At 71.4% G+C, this 17,973-nt stretch carries 20 protein-coding genes; 6 read left to right on the top strand and 14 right to left on the bottom strand.

Annotated elements, in window-relative coordinates; genetic code table 11:
- Positions 1-3: 3 nt before the first annotated feature.
- Positions 4-723: a DUF1028 domain-containing protein gene (locus tag NRP21_RS08655; RefSeq protein ID WP_257715777.1), complete on the bottom strand. Its 720-nt coding sequence runs from the start codon at positions 721-723 to the stop codon at positions 4-6.
- Between the two features lie 28 nt (positions 724-751).
- Complete coding sequence (locus NRP21_RS08650; protein ID WP_257715776.1) at positions 752-2,161, bottom strand: hypothetical protein; 1,410 nt, start codon at positions 2,159-2,161, stop codon at positions 752-754.
- Between the two features lie 205 nt (positions 2,162-2,366).
- Between NRP21_RS08650 and NRP21_RS08645 the strand changes: the two genes are divergently transcribed.
- Genes NRP21_RS08645 through NRP21_RS08635 form a run of 3 tightly spaced genes read left to right on the top strand, consistent with a single transcriptional unit; the run spans position 2,367 to position 4,766 of the window.
- On the top strand, positions 2,367-2,594 hold the full coding sequence (locus NRP21_RS08645) for a hypothetical protein (RefSeq protein WP_257715775.1): 228 nt from the start codon (positions 2,367-2,369) through the stop codon (positions 2,592-2,594).
- Between the two features lie 52 nt (positions 2,595-2,646).
- Positions 2,647-4,158, top strand: a complete 1,512-nt coding sequence (locus tag NRP21_RS08640; protein ID WP_257715774.1) for a L,D-transpeptidase family protein — start codon at positions 2,647-2,649, stop codon at positions 4,156-4,158.
- Entirely contained in the window at positions 4,155-4,766 is a 612-nt protein-coding gene (locus tag NRP21_RS08635) for a YcbK family protein (protein ID WP_257715773.1), read from the top strand. Before NRP21_RS08640 ends, NRP21_RS08635 begins: the two co-directional genes overlap by 4 nt.
- A 55-nt stretch (positions 4,767-4,821) precedes the next feature.
- Here the strand turns inward: NRP21_RS08635 and NRP21_RS08630 are convergent, their stop codons facing one another.
- Positions 4,822-5,268, bottom strand: coding sequence for a hypothetical protein (locus NRP21_RS08630; RefSeq protein WP_257715772.1), 447 nt, complete (start codon positions 5,266-5,268; stop codon positions 4,822-4,824).
- A 158-nt stretch (positions 5,269-5,426) separates the two neighbouring features.
- Here NRP21_RS08630 and NRP21_RS08625 point away from each other — a divergent pair, with 158 nt between their 5' ends.
- From NRP21_RS08625 to NRP21_RS08615, 3 genes are read left to right on the top strand one after another with little or no spacing between them, the layout of a single operon-like run.
- Positions 5,427-6,596, top strand: coding sequence for a multidrug effflux MFS transporter (locus tag NRP21_RS08625; protein ID WP_257715771.1), 1,170 nt, complete (start codon positions 5,427-5,429; stop codon positions 6,594-6,596).
- A 51-nt stretch (positions 6,597-6,647) separates the two neighbouring features.
- Positions 6,648-8,282 carry a peptide chain release factor 3 gene (locus NRP21_RS08620; RefSeq protein ID WP_408639613.1) on the top strand — a complete coding sequence of 545 codons (1,635 nt, stop codon included), beginning with the start codon at positions 6,648-6,650 and terminating at the stop codon, positions 8,280-8,282.
- Entirely contained in the window at positions 8,279-8,764 is a 486-nt protein-coding gene (locus tag NRP21_RS08615; protein WP_257715770.1) for a hypothetical protein, read from the top strand. The genes NRP21_RS08620 and NRP21_RS08615 overlap by 4 nt, the downstream gene beginning before the upstream one ends.
- Positions 8,765-8,770: 6 nt before the next feature.
- Here NRP21_RS08615 and NRP21_RS08610 read toward each other — a convergent pair whose 3' ends face one another.
- The 11 genes from NRP21_RS08610 to NRP21_RS08560 form a co-directional block, all read right to left on the bottom strand.
- A complete protein-coding gene (locus tag NRP21_RS08610) occupies positions 8,771-9,154 on the bottom strand; it encodes a hypothetical protein (protein ID WP_257715769.1) in 384 nt (127 codons plus the stop codon).
- Positions 9,155-9,192: 38 nt separating this feature from the next.
- Entirely contained in the window at positions 9,193-9,870 is a 678-nt protein-coding gene (locus NRP21_RS08605; RefSeq protein ID WP_257715768.1) for a DUF599 domain-containing protein, read from the bottom strand.
- 79 nt (positions 9,871-9,949) lie between these two features.
- Positions 9,950-11,164, bottom strand: a complete 1,215-nt coding sequence (locus tag NRP21_RS08600) for an NADP-dependent isocitrate dehydrogenase (RefSeq protein WP_257715767.1) — start codon at positions 11,162-11,164, stop codon at positions 9,950-9,952.
- A gap of 338 nt (positions 11,165-11,502) precedes the next feature.
- Positions 11,503-12,123, bottom strand: coding sequence for a cytochrome b (locus tag NRP21_RS08595; protein ID WP_257715766.1), 621 nt, complete (start codon positions 12,121-12,123; stop codon positions 11,503-11,505).
- 86 nt (positions 12,124-12,209) lie between these two features.
- Positions 12,210-12,611, bottom strand: coding sequence for a RidA family protein (locus NRP21_RS08590; RefSeq protein ID WP_257715765.1), 402 nt, complete (start codon positions 12,609-12,611; stop codon positions 12,210-12,212).
- Complete coding sequence (locus NRP21_RS08585) at positions 12,608-13,093, bottom strand: acyl-CoA thioesterase (RefSeq protein WP_257715764.1); 486 nt, start codon at positions 13,091-13,093, stop codon at positions 12,608-12,610. Before NRP21_RS08585 ends, NRP21_RS08590 begins: the two co-directional genes overlap by 4 nt.
- Positions 13,090-14,748: an AMP-binding protein gene (locus NRP21_RS08580; RefSeq protein WP_257715763.1), complete on the bottom strand. Its 1,659-nt coding sequence runs from the start codon at positions 14,746-14,748 to the stop codon at positions 13,090-13,092. Before NRP21_RS08580 ends, NRP21_RS08585 begins: the two co-directional genes overlap by 4 nt.
- Positions 14,730-15,905, bottom strand: coding sequence for an acyl-CoA dehydrogenase family protein (locus NRP21_RS08575; RefSeq protein ID WP_257715762.1), 1,176 nt, complete (start codon positions 15,903-15,905; stop codon positions 14,730-14,732). The genes NRP21_RS08580 and NRP21_RS08575 overlap by 19 nt, the downstream gene beginning before the upstream one ends.
- Positions 15,905-16,714 (bottom strand): enoyl-CoA hydratase family protein, encoded by an 810-nt coding sequence (locus NRP21_RS08570; RefSeq protein ID WP_257715761.1) that lies wholly within the window; start codon positions 16,712-16,714, stop codon positions 15,905-15,907. The genes NRP21_RS08575 and NRP21_RS08570 overlap by 1 nt, the downstream gene beginning before the upstream one ends.
- Positions 16,711-17,211: a MarR family winged helix-turn-helix transcriptional regulator gene (locus NRP21_RS08565; protein WP_257715760.1), complete on the bottom strand. Its 501-nt coding sequence runs from the start codon at positions 17,209-17,211 to the stop codon at positions 16,711-16,713. The genes NRP21_RS08570 and NRP21_RS08565 overlap by 4 nt, the downstream gene beginning before the upstream one ends.
- Positions 17,208-17,960: an SDR family NAD(P)-dependent oxidoreductase gene (locus NRP21_RS08560; protein ID WP_257715759.1), complete on the bottom strand. Its 753-nt coding sequence runs from the start codon at positions 17,958-17,960 to the stop codon at positions 17,208-17,210. The genes NRP21_RS08565 and NRP21_RS08560 overlap by 4 nt, the downstream gene beginning before the upstream one ends.
- Between the last annotated feature and the right edge of the window lie 13 nt (positions 17,961-17,973).

Here is a 17,973-nt window from a genome sequence, read left to right as displayed (position 1 = left end):
GGGTCAGCGGCGGAAGCGCAGGTCCATGCCGGCGGCCTTCCAGGCGGCCTCGGTAGCATCCATGTCGATGACGCCGGATGGGTTTGCCTTGCGGGGCTGCCGGTCGAGGTAGGGCGCGCGGTCGCGGCGCCAGATGGCTAGGAGGCGGGAGAGCTCCTTCAACGGCTCCGGGTGGTCGTCCACGCGGATGTCGAGATCGGGGAAGTCCTCCGTCGTGACGAGGCGCATGGCGGCGGACTGGCGGCCGCGTCGGTCCCCACCGGCGGCTTCGCCCGCCTCCAACGCCATGGCCAGGCGCTCCGGCAGGGGCAGGTTGCCGTTGATGGCGAGGGCCGCGACGGTGTCGTTCAGCACGGCGGGGCCGGCGAGCATGTTCCCGGCCACCGATTGGCTCCGGCCCGTGAGTTCCCCCGCCCAGTCCACGCAGTTCGCGCCGGTGAAGGCGGCGCTGCGGCCGAACCGGTCCACGGCATGCACCTGCCGGAGGTTGCGGCCATCGTCGCCGGCCAGAGCGCCCTCGATGGCGGCTGTGGGCGAGAGGCCGCGCGCCATCCCGTCCAGCACGGCCGGGCCGAGATAGCGGTTGGTGAAGGACTGGGTGGACACGGCCCCCACCCCAGCCCGGAGATGCGGGCAGGAGGCGCCGACAGCGAAGCTGCAGGTCGTTACCGCGACGGCGAAGGCGCCGCTCTCCGGCTCGTGGATGACAACCGACCAGGTCATGTTCCCGGGGCCTCCAGGCGCAGAGGGATCACGGTTTCCGCGCCAGGAAGAGCAGCCACGCGGCGTGGCGGGGATCCATGGTGGAAGCCGCGTCCTCCAGCAGCGCGGAGGCGGGGTCGCCCGGGGCGAGGCCCGGCGGCGGGAGGTCCGCCGTGGCGCGCCAGGTGTCGAGCGCGTGCCCTTCCAGGCGTTCCGGAACCAGCCCGGCCGCATGAAGGGCACCGCGGATCGTGCTGGCGGAAAGCCCGGCCGGGGCGGGCCGGCCGAGGGCGGCGGCCAGTCGGCGGCCAAGCGATTCGGTGTTCTCCGCAACGATGAGGAGGAGACCGCCGGGGCGGAGCAGGCGCGCGGCGTCCGCGGCAGCTCCCGCGAGCGAGGCCTCGCCCGGAGCGAGCAGGAGGAGGTCGAAGCAGGCGTCGGGTTGCCCTTCCGCGTCCGAGACGAGAGCAGCGGGATCCAGGGCCGCGGCAAGCCCCCGCGCGTCGGCGCCGAGGAGCGCGACGCGACGGCCCGCTCCCGTCCCGAGCAGCGCGGCAACACGGGCGGGCAGGGTGCCTCTCGGCGCCGTCCCGGAGGGCAGGGTGGCGGCCGGCGCCGAAGCGGGCGGCACTTCGGGCGTGGCCCGCTCCGGCGGCGGCACCGGCCAGGCCGGGGCAGGCGGCGGGGCGAGGAGGGAGGCCGGCTCCGGCGGGGCCGCGGGCGGTGCGAAGGAGGCCGGCTCCGGCGGGACGACCGGCTGCGCGGGCGGCACGGCGAAGAGGCGCGGCACGGGCGGCGTGTTCGCCGCGGCGGGAACAGGGAAGAGCCGAGGCGGCTCGGGCGGCGCAGCGGCCGGCTGCTGCGGCGGGGCGAAGCCGGGCGGAGGCTCGGGCGCGGTGAAGGGACGGGGCAGGGGGAAGGCCGGGCGGTCGGCCCTGGGAGCTGGAGCGGGAACCTGCAGGGCCAGGGCCTCCGGCGGCAGATTGGCGCGGGGGATGTCCGGGGCGCGGGGTGGGGCGATGGGCACCATTCCTGCCTCGGGAGGGGCCGAGGCTTTCGGCTGGCTCGCTTCCAGAAGAGTGGGGCCGGGCGGGGTGAAAGGGGCGCCAAGGGCGGCGCCATCCGCCAGGGCGCGCACGGCGGGGGCGTTCCGCATGTCGGCCAAGCCGAAGGTCGGGCGGCGCGCGAAGACCACGTAGCCTTCATTGGCGAAGACGGGGGTCGTTTCCGCCAGCAAGCGGCGGAGAAGGCCGGGCGGCAGGCTTCCCGCCGTCGCGGTGCGGATCACCGCCCAGTCCGGAATGTTCTCCGGGTCCGGGGCGGACAAGGCACCGGCCAGCCGGGCGAAGCTCTCGGGCGCGATCACGCGGCCGCCGGGCGGAATCCGGCCCTCGAGGAAGCGGGCTGCCCCGGCCCAGGCCGGTTCGGCGGAATCGTCGGCGGGGTGCGTCTGAGACATGGGGCCAGGGTCGGTTTTCCTGGCGCCGGGATCAAGCGGGCAAGTCTGCAACGCCGGGCTGTTAGCCGGGTGTTCAGAGCCGTGGGCTGAAAACCGGGCGCGCCTGTCACGTTCCCACCCGTGAGTGGAACGGTGCCCGTTGCCCGGCTGGTTGGCGAGCGCTGAAGATGATGCAGCTCTAACCCAAACGAATCATGGAGGGCTCATGCCCAGCGATCCCATCCGTTCCGGAGCCGCCACGCGCGACCAAGCCGCCGCCAGCCCGGACGCCGCGGCCCCGGCCGGGATGGCCGAGGCCCGGCACCCCTCGCCGCGACCCATCGCGCACGCCGAGGAGGGCGAGGGTGGCCGCGGCGAGTGGTGGTCTCTGATCAAGGCGGTGCTGATCGGCGTGGTGGTGCTGATGCTGCTCGGCTGGCTCATCTCCGGCTGAGTTACCTTATTCAGCTTTGCAGCCCGGGCCGCCGGGAGGTATGCGTCCGCGCATGCGAAGACGCGACGTGCTTTCCGGCCTCTCGGCCGGCCTGCTTCCTGCCATGGCGCGGTCGCAGGGAGGAGCCGCCGAGCCGGCGGGGCCAGGGCCGCAGAGCTGGGATTCCGTGTTCCGCCTGGCGTCCCGGCTGCGGAAGCTGGGGCAGGACGGGCTGGATCCCGCAGGTTATGCGGTGCCGCCGGACGCCCTCGGCAGCTCGGAGCCCGCGACCTTCCACGCGGCGGTGTACCAGGCGGCCAATGCCGCGCTCGGCGATCTCGTGCTCGGCCGGGTCCGGCAGCCGGCAGGGCGGGCCGACATCCTGCGCGACCCGGCGACGGACTTCTCCCGCTGGCAGGCGGAGCTGGTCGGGTTGCCTGAGCCGGCGGGGCTGATCGACCGCGCGGCGAACCTGCCGGAGGGTGCGGCCGCGCTGCGGTCCGAGCTGGCGAAGGCGAACGGGCTCGTCGCCGCTGGCGGCTGGGCGACGATCCCCGCCGGCGAGGGCACGCTGGACCCCGGCATGACGGACGCGGCGCGCGTACCGGCCCTGCGGGCCCGGCTGAAGGCCGAGGACCCGGTGCTGGCGGCCGCTCGTGACGGCGGGGCCACCTACGACGCGCCGCTGGAGGCCGCGGTGCGGCGGTGGCAGGCCGCGAACGGGCTGGAGGCGGACGGGCGAGTGGGCGCCGCTAGCCTGGGGCTGCTGAACCGCCCGGCCTCGGCCCGCGCGGCGCAGGTCCGGGTGGCGCTGGACCTCAGGCGCAACGCCCTGAAGCCCGGCGACGAGCGGCGCATCGAGGTGAACATCCCCGATTACGTCCTGCTGGTGCAGGAGGGCGATCGGGTGCTGATGCGGATGAACGTCGTCGTCGGCAAGCCGGCGCGGGCCACGCCGACCATGCGCGCCCGGCTGACGACGGTGCAGTTCAACCCCACGTGGGGCGTGCCCGAGCGCAATGCGCGCGAGGACCTTCTGCCCCGCTTCCGCCGCGACCCGGCGGGAATGGCCGCCAAGGGCTTCCGCCTCTACAGCGTGGTGGGCGGGGAGCGCGTGGAGGTCGATCCCGCCACCGTGGACTGGTCCGCCGTTCGGCCGGGCCGTTTTCCCTACCTCATCCGTCAGGACGCCGGGGACGAAAACGCCCTTGGCCGGATCAAGTTCATCATGCCCAATTCCGACGATATCTACCTGCACGACACGCCCGACCGCCGGCCGTTCGGCCGGCCGGACCGGGCCTTCTCCTCGGGCTGCATCCGGCTCTCGCTGCCCGATGACCTTCTTCTCCTCGTGCTCGAGGGGATGGGCTGGGACATGGCGCGCGCGCAGCGCACCTATGACAGCAAGCAGACGCAGTCCGTGGGCCTGCGGCGCCCGCTGCCCGTGCGGCTGCACTACACCACGGTGACGACGGAGGGCCCGCGCGTGAAGGTGCGACCGGACATCTACGGGCTGGACGCCGCCTATGCGTGGGAGATGGACCGGGGCGGGCTGCGGGTCGCCACCGCGGGGGCGGCGCGGTGAGCGCCCGGGTGATCGGCGCGGTGCGCGCCGCCTGGAACGGCCGCCGGCCGCACGCGCCGGAATGCCCATGCTGCGAGGACCGGCGGCTGGGGCGGCGCAACCTGATCGCCGCCGGGGCTGGGCTGCTGGCCTGCGCCGCCGTGCCGGGCGGGGCGGAGGCGCAGGTGGCGCGCGGGACGCGGCGCATCAGCGTGCAGCGCGCCTATACCGGGGATGGCTTCACCGGCGTTTATTTCCAGGACGGGCGCTACGTGACCGAGGCGCTGCGGAAGCTCGACTGGGTGTTCCGTGACATCAACCGCGAGGAGGTGACGCCGATGGACCCGCGCCTTTTCGACGTGATGAACGCGGTCGCGGCGAAGATGGAGGCCACCGACGCCTTCCAGGTCATCAGCGGCTATCGCACGCCGGAGACGAACTCGCGCCTCACGGGGCGGGTCTCCACCGTCTCCCTCCACATGTCCGGCATGGCCGGGGACATGCGGCTGCCCGGGCGGGATTCCTACGGCATGGCGCGGCTCGCGGCCTCGCTGGGGCTGGGCGGCGTCGGGCTCTACCGGCGCGACGGCTTCGTCCACCTGGACTGCGGGCAGTCCCGCCGCTGGTAGGGCGGATCGCCGTACGCCGATCGATGGGGCCGGGGAGGAGACTCCCCGGCCTTTTTCACGAGGTGGCGCGGAGCGGGTGGGAGAGGAGCATTCCCCCGCGCCGGAGGACGAGCCCCAGGGCGAGCGCCGGGCCGAGGGCGGCGTAGGCGGAAGCGGGCGGGGCGAGGCGGAGGAGGACGGCCAGGGCCTCCCGCCGCGTCGCCCGCTGGGCGAGGCCGAGCCCCATGAGGAGCGAGCCTTCTGCCGGGGTCAGGCGAGGGCACAGGCGGCAGCCCATGGCGCCCGGGCAGGCGAGGGCGCGCAGCAGCGCGTCTAGCAGCGGGGCGGCGTCGGCCAGGCTCTCGGTCGCGAGCGGGAGCCGCAGGGCGGCGAGGGGGGAACCTCCCGTCCGGGTTGCCTCAACCCAGCCACGGATGGCGTCCAGCAGCAGGGCCTCGGCGGGCGGCAGGTCTTCGGGGGCGGCGTCCGCGAGGGGCCAGCTGGGCAGTCCGCGAGTGGCCATGGGGAAGTCTCCCGGCAAGTGGTCCGCCCAGGCTGCCTGGAATGATAATCGTTCGCAAGTGCCTTCTGGCAGGTGATCCGCACGAAATAGGCTTCCCAATCCCTCTGCTGCGGCGCAGCAAGGGCCGGTCTCAGCGACGCGCAACCTCGAAAGCTCCCATGCCGCCCTGGCTTCCCCTGCTGCTCGGCTTCCTGACAGCCATCAACCCGATCTCCACCGACATGTACCTGCCGGGCTTCCCCGCCATGGAAGCGGAGTTCGGCACCGGGCAGGGTGGCGCGCAGCTGACCCTGGCGACCTGGTTCGTGGGTCTCGCGGTCGGGCAGGTGACGCAGGGCACCCTGTCCGACCGCTTCGGGCGGCGCGGGCCGTTACTGGCCGGGAGCGTCGTCTACACCCTCGCCACCATCGGATGCGCCCTGGCGCCGAGCATGGGCTGGCTGGCGGCCTTCCGGTTCCTGGAGGCTTTCGGGGCATCTGCCAGTTCCGTGATCCCGCGGGCGGTGGTGCGGGACAAGGTGACGGGGCTGGAGGCGGCGCGGATCATGTCGCGCCTCATCCTCGTCATGGGGGCGGCGCCGATCCTCGCGCCCTCGCTGGGCGGGGCCCTGCTGGGGGTGGCGGACTGGCGCGCCATCTTCTGGGTGATGGCGTGCTACGGCGCCCTGTCCGGGCTGCTGGTCTGGTGGCTGCTGCCGGACACTCTGCCGCCGGAGCGGCGGCTCCGGCTAGGATTCGGTGCGCTGATGCGGAACTACGGGCGGGTGCTGGTCGAGCCCGTCTTCCTGACCCACGCCTTGATGGGGGCGGCGGTGATGTTCGCCATGTTCGCCTACATCAGCGGGGCCCCGGCCGTTTACATCGAGCATTTCCAGATGGAACCGGGGCGCTTCGCCATCCTGTTCGGCGTGGGCGCGGTGGGCTTCATCGGCGGGGCGCAGTTGAACCCCTGGCTAGTTGGGCGCTTCGGGCCGAGCAGGGTACTCACGGCGGGCTCCCTGGCGCTGCTGGCCGCCACCAGCACGCTCGCGGTGCTGGCCTGGACGGGCTGGGGCGGCATCTGGGGCTTCTTCTTTCCCGTTTTCGCCATGCTGGCATCGGGCAGCATGATCATGCCCAACTCGGCCGTGGGCGGGCTGGCGCGGCACGGGCAGAGGGCCGGCACCGCCTCCGCCCTGCTGGGGACGCTTCAATTCGCCGTGGCGGCGCTGGGGAGCGTGGCCGTCGGGCATTTCGCGAACGGGACGCCCCGCCCGGTGGCAGCGGTGATCCTGTTCGGGGCGGTGATGACCGTGGCGCTGGATGCGCTGCGGCGCCGGCACGGCTGACGCGCCCCATCGGTTGTTGCGCCGGGGGCGCAACGCCGCCAGATACGGCGCATGGATCAGATCGCCCCCGAGACCGCCGGGATTGGCCACAACCGCCCGCCTGAGGCCCAGAACCAAGTGGCGATGGAGGCCGCGCGGCGGCGCGCCTTCGCCATCATCGCCCACCCGGACGCCGGCAAGACCACGCTGACGGAGAAGCTGCTGCTGCGCGGCGGCGCCATCCAGCTGGCCGGGCAGGTGCGCGCCAAGGGCGACCGGCGCCGCACCCGGTCGGACTGGATGAAGATCGAGCAGGACCGCGGGATCTCCGTGGCCACCTCCGTCATGACCTTCGAGCGGGACGGGGTGGTGTTCAACCTGCTGGACACGCCGGGCCACGAGGACTTCTCCGAGGACACCTACCGGACGCTGACGGCGGTGGACGCGGCCGTGATGGTGATCGACGCGGCCAAGGGCATCGAGGCGCAGACCCGCAAGCTGTTCGAGGTGTGCCGCCTGCGGGACATCCCGATCATCACCTTCATCAACAAGATGGATCGCGAGAGCCGGGACGTCTTCGAGCTTCTGGACGAGATCGAGAAGACGCTGGCGCTGGATGTGACGCCGGCGGCTTGGCCCGTGGGGGCGGGGCGCGGCTTCCTCGGCACCTACGACATGCTGGAGCCGGCGCTGCACCTGCTCGCCGAGGGATCGGGGGCGGTGAAGCTTTCCGGCCTGGATGATCCGAAGATCGACGAGATGGTGCCGGCTGCCGAGGTGGAGGCGCTGCGCGAGGGGGCAGAGCTGGCCTCCGCATTCCCGACTTTCGATATCGAGGCGTTCCGGCAGGGCACGATGACGCCGGTCTATTTCGGTTCGGCGCTGCGGGATTTCGGGATCGGGCACCTGCTGGAAGGGCTGGCGCGCTTCGCGCCGCAGCCCGGCGCGCGGCCGGCGGATACGCGGCGCGTGCAGCCGGAGGAGCCGGCGCTGACGGGCTTCGTCTTCAAGATCCAGGCGAACATGGACCCGAACCATCGGGACCGCGTGGCCTTTCTCCGCATCTGCTCCGGCCGGCTGGAGAAGGGGATGCGGCTGCGCCAGACCCGCACGGGAAAGCAGGTGCCGGTCAACGCGCCGCTCTTCTTTTTCGCCCAGGACCGGCAGGTGGCGCAGGAGGCCTGGCCGGGCGACGTGGTGGGGATCGCCAACCATGGCATCCTGCGGATCGGCGACACGCTGACCGAGGGCGAGGCCTTGAACTTCCGGGGTGTGCCGAGCTTCGCGCCGGAAATCCTGCGCCGCGTGATGATTGAGGACGCGATGGTCGGCAAGAAGCTCCGCACCGCGCTGGAGCAGCTGGCCGAGGAGGGCGTGGTGCAGCTGTTCCGCCCGCTGGACGGCACGCCGCCGGTGGTTGGCGTGGTGGGCGCGCTGCAGCTGGACGTTTTGGCGGAGCGGCTGAAGGCCGAGTACTCCGTGCCCAGCCGCTACGAGAGCACGCCCTGGGGGATGATGCGCTGGGTTGCCTCCGACGATAAGGCGGCGATGGAGAAGTTCCGGCAATCCGCGCCGCACGACACGGCGGAGGACCATGACGGGGCGCTGGTGGCCTTCTTCACCTCCGACTGGCGGCGGAACCGGGCGGAGGAGGAGTGGCCGATGCTGAAGTTCCTGAAGCTTCGGGAGCAGCACGCGGCGGCATGAGCGCGCACACGCTCTTCCTCGACCTGGACGGCGTGCTGGCGGATTTCGACCGGGGCGTGAAGACCGTGACCGGCCGCCGGCCGGAGGAGCTGCCGTTGAAGAAGATGTGGGGCGCGCTCGCCAAGGCGCCGGCCTTCTTCGACACGCTGGAGTTCATGCACGACGCGGCGGTGCTGTGGCGCTTCTGCGAGCCGCACCGGCCGACGATCCTGACGGGCCTGCCGCTGGGATCCTGGGCGCCCGCGCAGAAGAAGCAATGGGTGGCGAGGATGCTCGGCGCGCACGTGCCGGTGATAACCTGCATGAGCCGCGAGAAGCCGCGCTGGTCGGGGCCGGGGCATGTGCTGGTGGATGACCGCGCCTCGGCCCGCGAGGGCTGGGAGGCGAAGGGCGGGATCTTCGTCCACCACGTCTCGGCGGAACGCTCCATCGCGGCGTTGCGGAAGCTGGGCTTCACCGGGGAGGGCCCGGGCGCGGGCTGAACCGTCCTACTGGGTCGTGTCAAAGACTGCGGGCTGAAGGCGGATCTCGCGCGGGTGGTCCAGCGGCGTCCAGCGGTGCTGCCGGATCACGTCGTTGCTCTCCACTGGCTTCCGGCCGGGGCCGAGGGACCAGGTGACGTGCCAGGTCGAGCCGTCCGGGCGGCGGGTGCTGCCGCCGATCTCCACTACCAGGGCCTGCACGCCCTTGCTGTCATCGGCCACGCCGACGACGCGGCCGGCGGTCTCCCCCGGCAGGGGATGATCCCGCCGCACGCCGGGCTTCAGGGTGACGTGGTGGGCCACCACGCGAGGGTAGCGGGGCGGGACGAGGGCGAGGAGCGGGCCGCGCTCCTCCTCCGGCAGAAGCCATCCGAGGACCAGATAAGTCATTCCTTTCCTCCCATCCTGCGCGTCTCTAACGCGCCGGATCAGCCCGCGGCGATGAGGGCGGCCTGGACGGCGGAGCGGAACTCTCGCCGGTGCAGCTCGTACACCACCCAGAGCGAGGCGAGGATGAAGGCGAAGGGGTGGACCATCCAGGCCAGCACCGCCAGACCGAAATAATAGGCGCGCAGGCCCGTGTTGAAGTGGCGGGCGGCGCGGTTCACCACCTCCGCCGCGATCTCGGCGGCGGGGATGGCGGCGGGGGTGCGGCCGAGCCCGCCGATGAGGATGGAGCCGTAGTTGAACTGGCGCAGCGCCCAGGTCAGCTCGAAGAAGGCGCGCACGAAGATGATGAGGATGAGGAGGACCCGCGCCTCCCACCCGCCCTCGGTTGGCGTCTGCGCAAAGGGGACGGCGCCGAGGACGCGCTGGCCGACCTCCGGCGAGGCGAGCAGCGCCATGGCGCCGCCGATGATGAAGATGCAGGTATTGGCGAGGAAGGAGGTGGAGGACATGAGGTTGCCGACGATGCCCACGTCGGCGATCCGGTTCTCCTTCGGCACGGCGGCGACCAGCCAGCGGCGCCGGTGCTCGTTCATCGCGTGGATGACGCTGCGGCGGTGGATGGAGGGCACGCGGTCCACCACGGTGGCGTAGCCGATCCAGCAGAGTGCGAAAATCGCGAGCGCCAGCAGATCGAGCGGGGTGAGGAAGCCGGGCATGGGATGGCCTGCCTGAAAAGAGGAAGGGGCGGGGCCTCTCGGCGCCCGCCCCTGCCAGGTCAATGCGTGCGCGCTAGGATCAGCCGCGCGCCTTCTTCAGGTTCTCGTCCAGCTTGTCGAGGAAGGCCTGGGTGTTGAGCCAGGGCTGGTCCTTGCCGATGAGGATGGCGAGGTCCTTCGTCATGTGCCCGCTCTCGACGGTCTCCACGCAGACCTTCTCCAGCGCGTTCGCGAACTCCACCACGTCGGGGGTGTCGTCGAACTTGCCGCGGTAGGCCAGGCCGCGCGTCCAGGCGAAGATGGACGCGATCGGGTTGGTGGAGGTCTCGCGGCCCTTCTGGTGCTCGCGGTAGTGGCGCGTGACCGTGCCGTGCGCCGCCTCGGACTCGACCGTGTGGCCATCCGGGGAGAGCAGGACGGAGGTCATCAGGCCGAGGGAGCCGAAGCCCTGGGCCACGATGTCGGACTGCACGTCGCCATCGTAGTTCTTGCAGGCCCAGATGTAGCCGCCTTCCCACTTCAGGGCGGAGGCGACCATGTCGTCGATCAGGCGGTCCTCGTAGGTCAGGCCGCGCTTCTCGAACTCGGCCTTGAACTCCTCGTCGTAGATCTTGCGGAAGATGTCCTTGAAGGACCCGTCATAGGCCTTGAGGATCGTGTTCTTGTGGCTGAAGTAGACCGAGAAGTTGCGGGCCAGGCCGTAGTTGAAGCTGGCGCGGGCGAAGCCCTCGATCGACTTGTTCAGGTTGTGGATCATCATCGCGACGCCGCCGGTGGCGGGCATCGGGAACTCGCCAATCTCCTGCGGCTCGCCGCCCTCAGGGATGTAGGTCATCTTGACCGTGCCGGCGCCCGGGACCTTCATCTCGACGGAGCGGTAGATGTCGCCATAGGCGTGGCGGCCGACGACGATCGGCTTGGACCAGTGCGGCACCAGGCGGGGCACGTTCTGGCAGATGATCGGCTCGCGGAAGATCGTGCCGTCCAGGATGTTGCGGATGGTCCCGTTGGGGGACTTCCACATCTTCTTCAGGCCGAACTCCTTCACGCGGGCCTCGTCCGGCGTGATGGTCGCGCACTTCACGGCCACGCCGTACTGCTTGGTGGCGTTGGCGGCGTCCACCGTGACCTGATCGTCGGTCTGGTCGCGGTACTGGATGCCGAGGTCGTAGTACTTCAGGTCAACGTCGAGGTAGGGAAGGATCAGCTTCTCCTTGATGAAGCCCCAGATGATCCGGGTCATCTCATCCCCGTCCATCTCGACGACTGGGGTCTTCACCTTGATCTTGGCCATTCCGATCCTCGTGCGGTCAGGGGCGGGCCGGGCCCGCCGGTCGTAGAACCATGGGCCGGGAGGGGCCCCCCCGGCGGCGGGCGGACATTCGCACCGGGGGCGGGCCCGTTCAAGGCGGGGCCGGGCTTTTCAGTGCGCGGTGCGGCACCAGATGGGCGGAAAGCCGGAGGTGCCCATGGAACCCATCCGCGAATGCCCGCATTGCGGAGAGCCGACCGTGCCGAACCGGCTCGGGGACGGGGGCCTGGTCTGCTCCTGCGCGGCGGAGCGGGAGCTGCCCGGGCCGCGACCGGTGGGCGGTTCGGCGCGGCCGGAGGGCGATCCGGCCAGTGATGAGGTCAGCGCGGGGCGGCCGCCGCGCCCGTCGCGCTAGGGACGGGCAGCGGCGCCGGGGCGGACTGCGGCGCGCGCAGCCGGCCGGCCATGCGCGGAAGAACATCGTGCCCCAGAGCGAAGCGGTGAACCAGGACCATCGCCACGTGCCCGGCCACCACGGCGAGGAGGAACCAGGCCAGCTCGCCATGCGCGGCGTTCCCCGCATCCACCAGGGAGGGGATCTTCGTCTCCCGCGCATCCCAGAGGGGGATGCCGAAGGGAGCGAAGGCGCGGCCGGAGCCGTAATGCCGCAGGAGGGCGAGGCTGGGGACGACGATCATCAGCGCGTAGATCGCCAGATGGCCGAGCCGGGCGGCCCAGCCGAGAGGGCCGGGCCGGTGCGGCGGGCGGTGCCGCGCGCTGAACAGGCCCCATGCGCCCCGCAGGAGGACGAGCACGAAAAGCAGCGTCCCCACGCCGTAATGCGTGCCGACGAAGAAGGAGGAGATGGGATGCCGGCCGAGCGCCAGCTTGATCCCCATTCCCGCGAACTGCCAGGCGAAGAGGGCCGCCATGCCCCAGTGCAGCGCGCGGCTGACCAGGCCGTAGCGATCCGGCGTGTCGAAAAGGAGACCTTGGGGCACCGAGACCGCTCCATGGGACCGAGACATGGAGAGAAGGTTAACCGAGCGGGCGCGCTGCCGCACCGGTTTCTCTGCCCCGAAGCGTTTCAGTCCGGAATGATCGCCGTCGCCTCGATTTCGAGCCGGGCTTCGGGCTCGGCCAGGGCCACCACCTGCACCAGCGCCATGGCCGGGAAGTTGCGGCCCATCACAGCGCGGTAGGCACGCCCGAGATCCGGGAGGCAGCCCCGGTACTCGCCCATGTCCACCACGTACCAAGTGAGGCGGCCGATATGCTCCGGGCCGGCGCCCGCCTCCTTCAGCACGGCGAGGATGTTGCGCAGTGCCTGTTCGGTCTGGGCGACGAAGCCCTCGGCGAAGCGGCCGGCCTCGTCCCAGCCGACCTGGCCACCGACCAGCACCACCCTGCCGCGGCCGGTCATGCCGTTGGAGTAGCCCTTCGGGGCGGGCCAGCCGGGGGGCTGGAGGTTCTGGAGCGGGCCGCTCATGCCGGGATCTCCTGCCCTGCCACGGGGCCGCACTCGGCCTGGTAGCGCAGCAGGGCGGCGCGCAGGTCCGGGGGCACGGGCGTGCTGGTGCGGGTGGCGAGTTGGGTGGTGGCGGTGACGAGGTCCAGCCGGGCCAGCTCCTCCTCCCCGCGATGGATGTGCAGGTCGATGGCGTAGGAGGCGTTGCCGACGCGGCGGATGATGGGCGTCAGCAGAACCTCGTCCCCCATCGTGCCGGGGCGCATGAAGGTGCCGGCGGCGTGCACGAAACCCGTGCCGACGCCGCGGCCCGCGTGCATCTCGTGGAAGTCGATCCCCAGGCGTTGGCGGAACAGGTCCTCCATGGCCGCGTTGGCCATGACGAACCAGTTCGGGAAGAAAAGGATTCCGGCCGGGTCGCAATCCCCGAAGCGGATGCGAAAGGGCGCGCGGAACGCGGCTTCGGGCAAGGCGGAGGCCGGGATCGGCTGGGGGCGGCTCATCCGGCGGCCAACTTCCTGAGGGCGAAGCGCTGGAGCTTGCCGGATTCGGTGCGGGGCATGGCCTCCAGGAACTCGACAACGCGCGGGTACTTGAAGGGCGCGATCTCGGCCTTCACGTGGTCCTGCAGGGCCTTGGCCAGCGCGTCGCTCGGCAGGTAGTCGGGCTTCAGGGCGACATAGGCCTTGACGATCTGCCCGCCCTTGCCGTCAGGCGCGGCCACCACGCCGCATTCCCGCACCGCGGGATGGGTGAGGAGGGCGCCTTCCACCTCGGGGCCCGCGATGTTGTAGCCGGCCGCCACGATCATGTCGTCGCCGCGGCCCTGGTAGCGGAAGAAGCCGTCCTCCTCCTGGATGTACACGTCGCCCGGGATGTTCCAGCCGTGGCGCACGTAATCCGTCTGCCGGGGGTCATCGAGGTAGCGGCAGCCGATCGGGCCGCGCACGGCAAGCCAGCCCACCGTGCCGCGCGGGACCTCGTTGCCGTCGTTGTCGATCACCTTGGCCTGGTAGCCGGGAACGGGAATGCCCGTGTAGCCCGGGCGCAGCGTCTCCTCCGGCGCGGCGAGGTAGATGTGCAGCATCTCCGTGCCGCCGATGCCGTCCATCAGGCGTAGGCCGGTCGCCTCCTCCCAGGCGTCGAAGATGGCCTTGGGCAGGGTCTCCCCGGCGGAGACGCATTTGCGGAGGGAGGAGAGGTCAAAGCCCTCCGCCTTCTGCGCCATGACGCGGTAGGCGGTGGGCGCGGTGAAGCAGACTGTGGCCCTGTACTTCTCGATTGCGTGCAGCAGCTCGTCCGGTCCGGCCTTCTCCAGCACGATGCCGGTGGCGCCGATGCGGAAGGGAAAGAGGGCGAGGCCGCCAAGGCCGAAGGTGAAGGCGAGCGGGGCGGAGCCGATGAAGCGGTCCGACGGCTCGGCGCGGAGGACGTGGCGGGCGTAGCCGTCGCAGATGATCAGCATGTCCCGATGGAAGTGCATCGTTCCCTTCGGCTTGCCCGTCGTGCCGGAGGTGAAGCTGATGAGGCAGACATCGTCCGCCGCCGTATCGCAGGCCGCGAAGTCCGGGGAGGCGGCGGCGCAGCGGGCCTCGAGGTCGCCGTTGCCCCAGTAGACGAGGTGGCGCAGCCCGTCCGTCTCGGCGGCGGCCTTCTCCATCTCGTCGCGCAGCTTGACGTCGCAGAGGGCGTGGGTGATCCGCGCCTTCTCCAGCATCTGGCCCAGCTCCTTCGAGCGGAGAAGGGGCATGGTGGCGACGACCACGCCGCCGGCCTTCAGCACGGCGAAGTAGGTGGCGACCATCCAGTTGTTGTTGGCGCTGCGCAGCATGACGCGGTTGCCCGGCACCATGCCGAGGTCCCGGACCAACACGTTGCAGATGCGGTTCACCCGGTCCAGCAGCTGGGAGTAGGTGAGAGTCTCCTCCGGGGAGATGACGGCGATGTGGTCGCCGCGCCCGTACTCCACGTTGCGGTCCAGGAACTCCACGGCGCAGTTCAGGCGGTGCGGGTACTTGTAGTCGTCCATCTCGAAAGTGAGTTCGGGCCAGAGATGGCGCGGGGGCAGGTTGTCCCGCGGAAAGGTGTCGATGTGCGCGCTGGGGGCGAAGTCCGGCGTGCTGCCGGAAAATTCGGCCGTCAGTTCTTCGGCTTGCATGGAGACGTCTCCTCGGACCGCGCGCGCTCGGCGCGGGCGATGATGATCCGCTGCACTTCGCTGGCGCCCTCATAGACGCGCAGCGCGCGAACCTCCCGGTAGAGCTTTTCTGCGGGGTGGTCGCGGACGACGCCGTGCCCCCCGTGTATTTGCACGCAGCGATCGGCCACGCGCTGCGCGGCCTCCGTCGCGTGAAGCTTGGCCATGGACGCCTCTCGCGAGACGCGGGGCGTGCCGGAATCCTTGAGCCAGGCGGCGCGATAGACGAGGAGGGCGGAGGTCTCCACGTCCACGGCGCTCTCGGCGATGGCGGCCTGGGTCACCTGCTGGTCGAAGAGCGGGCCGCCGAAGAGCTGGCGGTTCGTGGCGCGCTCCACCGTCAGGTCCAGGGCGTGGCGGGCGAAGCCGAGGGCGGCGGCGCCGACGGTGGCGCGGAACACGTCCAGCGTGGCCATGGCGACCTTGAAGCCGTCGCCGGGCGCGCCGAGGCGGTGGCTGTCCGGCACGCGCATCCCCTCGAAACGCAGAGTGGCGAGCGGGTGGGGGGCCGAGACCTCGATGCGCTCCGCGATTGTCAGCCCGGGCGTGTCGGCGGGGACGAGGAAGGCTGTGAGGCCTTTGGCGCCCGCCGCCTCCCCGCTGCGGGCGAAGACGACGTAGGTGGCGGCGATGCCGCCGTTGCTGATCCAGGTCTTGCTGCCGTCGATGACCCAATCATCACCATCGCGGCGCGCAGTGGTAGCCAGCGCCGCCACGTCGGACCCGGCCTCGGGCTCGCTGAGGGCGAAGGCGGCCAGGGCCGTGCCGGATCGGGCGGCTGGGAGATAGCGCGCCTTCAGCTCATCGCCGCCGAAGAGGGTGACGGATCCCGTGCCCAGGCCCTGCATGGCGAAGGCGAAGTCGGCCAGGCCGGAATAGCGGGCCAGCGTCTCACGCGCGATGCAGAGGGCGCGGACGTCCAACTTTCCGCTCTCCGGCACGGCCATGCGGAGCAGCCCGGCCTCGCCCATGGCGCGGGCGAGGTTGCGGCAGGCCTCGTCCGTCTCGCCTTCGGAGAGGCGCTCGGCGTTGGCGGCGGCCCAGGCTTCCACCTCCGCCGCCCAGTCCTTGTGGCGGGGTGCGAGGAAGGGCCAGGAGAGGAAGTCGCGGTCGGCCATCAGTCGCCCTCGAACACCGGGCGGCGCTTGGCGGCGAAGGCCTCGTAGGCGCGGCGGAAGTCTTTGGTCGTCATGCAGAGGGCCTGGGCGACGGCCTCGGCCTCGATCGCCTGCTCCACGGACATGGACCACTCCATGGCGAGCATCCGCTTCGTCATGGCGTTGGCGAAGCCGGGGCCCTCCGTGATCTGGTTGGCAAGGCCGGCGGCCGTCTCCATCAACGCATCCGGCTCCACGACGCGGGAGAAGAAGCCCCAGTCCAGGCCCTCCTGGGTGCTCATGGAGCGGCCGGTGTAGAGAAGATCGGAAGCGCGGCCCTGGCCGATGATGCGGGGCAGGATCGCGCAGGCGCCCATGTCGCAGCCGGCCAACCCGACGCGGTTGAAGAGGAAGGCCACCTTAGCGCGCGGGGTAGCGATCCGGATGTCGGAGGCCATGGCGATGATGGCGCCGGCCCCGGCCGCGATGCCGTCCACGGCGGAGAGGATCGGCTGCGGGCAGGCGCGCATGGCTTTCACCAGGTCGCCTGTCATGGCCGTGAATTGCATCAGGCCCTTGGTGTCGCGGTCCAGCAGCGGGCCGATGATCTCGTGCACGTCGCCGCCGGAGCAGAAGTTGCCTCCCGCGCCGGAGATGACGAAGGCGCCGACCGTCTCGTCCTGCACCGCCTCGCGGAAGAGGCGGACGAGCTCGGCGTAGGATTCGAAGGTCAGCGGGTTCTTCCGCTCCGGACGGTCCAGCAGGATGGAGGCGACCTTACCCTCCACCGTCAGCCGCACGTGCCGGGCGTTGAAATCTTTCAGGCTCATGCGCCTGCCTCCGAGATGGCGGCGCGCACGCCGCGGCGGGTACGGTCCAGCAGGCGCAGCAGCGCGGCGCGATCCGTGGCGGAAAGGCCACCGAGCAGTTCGGCCACCCAGTCCTCATGAGCCTCGGTCTGTCGGGCGAATTCGCGGCGGCCCTGGGGCGTCAGGCGCAGGGTGACGGCGCGGCGGTCCTGCTCCACCACGCGGCGCTCGATCAGCCCTTCTTCCTCCAGCCGCGCGGCGAGGCCAGTGACGTTGCCGCCCGTGACCATCATGCGACGGCTGATCTCGCCGGGGGTCAGGCCGTCCTCGGCGCGCTCCAACTGGGCGAGGAAGTCGAAGCGGGGGAGGGTGGTGTCGAAGTTGGTGCGAAGCCGGCGGCGGATCTCGGCCTCGATCAGCCGCGCGCAGGAGAGCATGCGGAGCCAGAGGCGGAGGTCGTCCTTGTGGCCGGCGGGGGCATGATCCAGCGCGGTCTCGGCGTCGATGTGCAGGCTCACGGCACCTCGCCCCCATCCACGGCCAGGGCGCGGCCGTTCACGGCGCTTGCGGCATCGCTGCACAGGAAGAGCACGGCGGCGGCCACCTCCTCCGGCTGCACCAGGCGGCCCTGGGGATTGTGCTTCGCCAGTTCCGCGCGTGCCTCAGCCTCGCTGCGGCCGGTCTTCGCGACGATCCGGGCGACGCTCTCCGCCACGATGTCGGTCTCAGTGAAGCCGGGGCAGACGGCGTTCACCGTCACCCCTTTGGTGGCCACTTCGAGCGCCAGGGCGCGGGTGAGGCCGAGGACCGCATGCTTGGAAGCGACATAGGCGGAGACGTATGGATATCCGCGCATGGCGGCGGTGGAGGCGATGTTCACCACCCGGCCCCGGCCCCCGGCGAGCATCCCGGGCAGGGCGGCGCGGGTGGAGGAGACGGCGCCGAGCAGGTTCACCCGCAGCATCCGCTCCCAGAGCGCGTCATCGGTCTTCAGGAAAGGCGCGCTCTCGGCGGCGCCGGCGGCGTTGACGAGGATGGCGGGGGTGCCGACGCGGGCAACGGCGGCGGCCATGGCGCCTTCCGCCGTTACGTCCGCCACCTCGAAGCCAGCCGCCTTCCCGGCCGCGACGGCGGCCCGCAAGGGCGCATCGCGCCGGCCGAGGACCGTGACGCGGGCGCCGGCGGTCGTCAGGGCGGCCGCAACGGCCAGGCCAATGCCCGTGCCGCCCCCCGTGACCATCGCGTGCCGACCGGTGATGCCGTCCATGATGCTTGAAGCC

Source organism: Roseomonas populi (assembly GCF_024594815.1).
Lineage (GTDB): Bacteria > Pseudomonadota > Alphaproteobacteria > Acetobacterales > Acetobacteraceae > Roseomonas > Roseomonas populi.
Note: the sequence above shows the minus strand (reverse complement) of the source record. Positions and strands in the feature narration are given on the sequence as shown.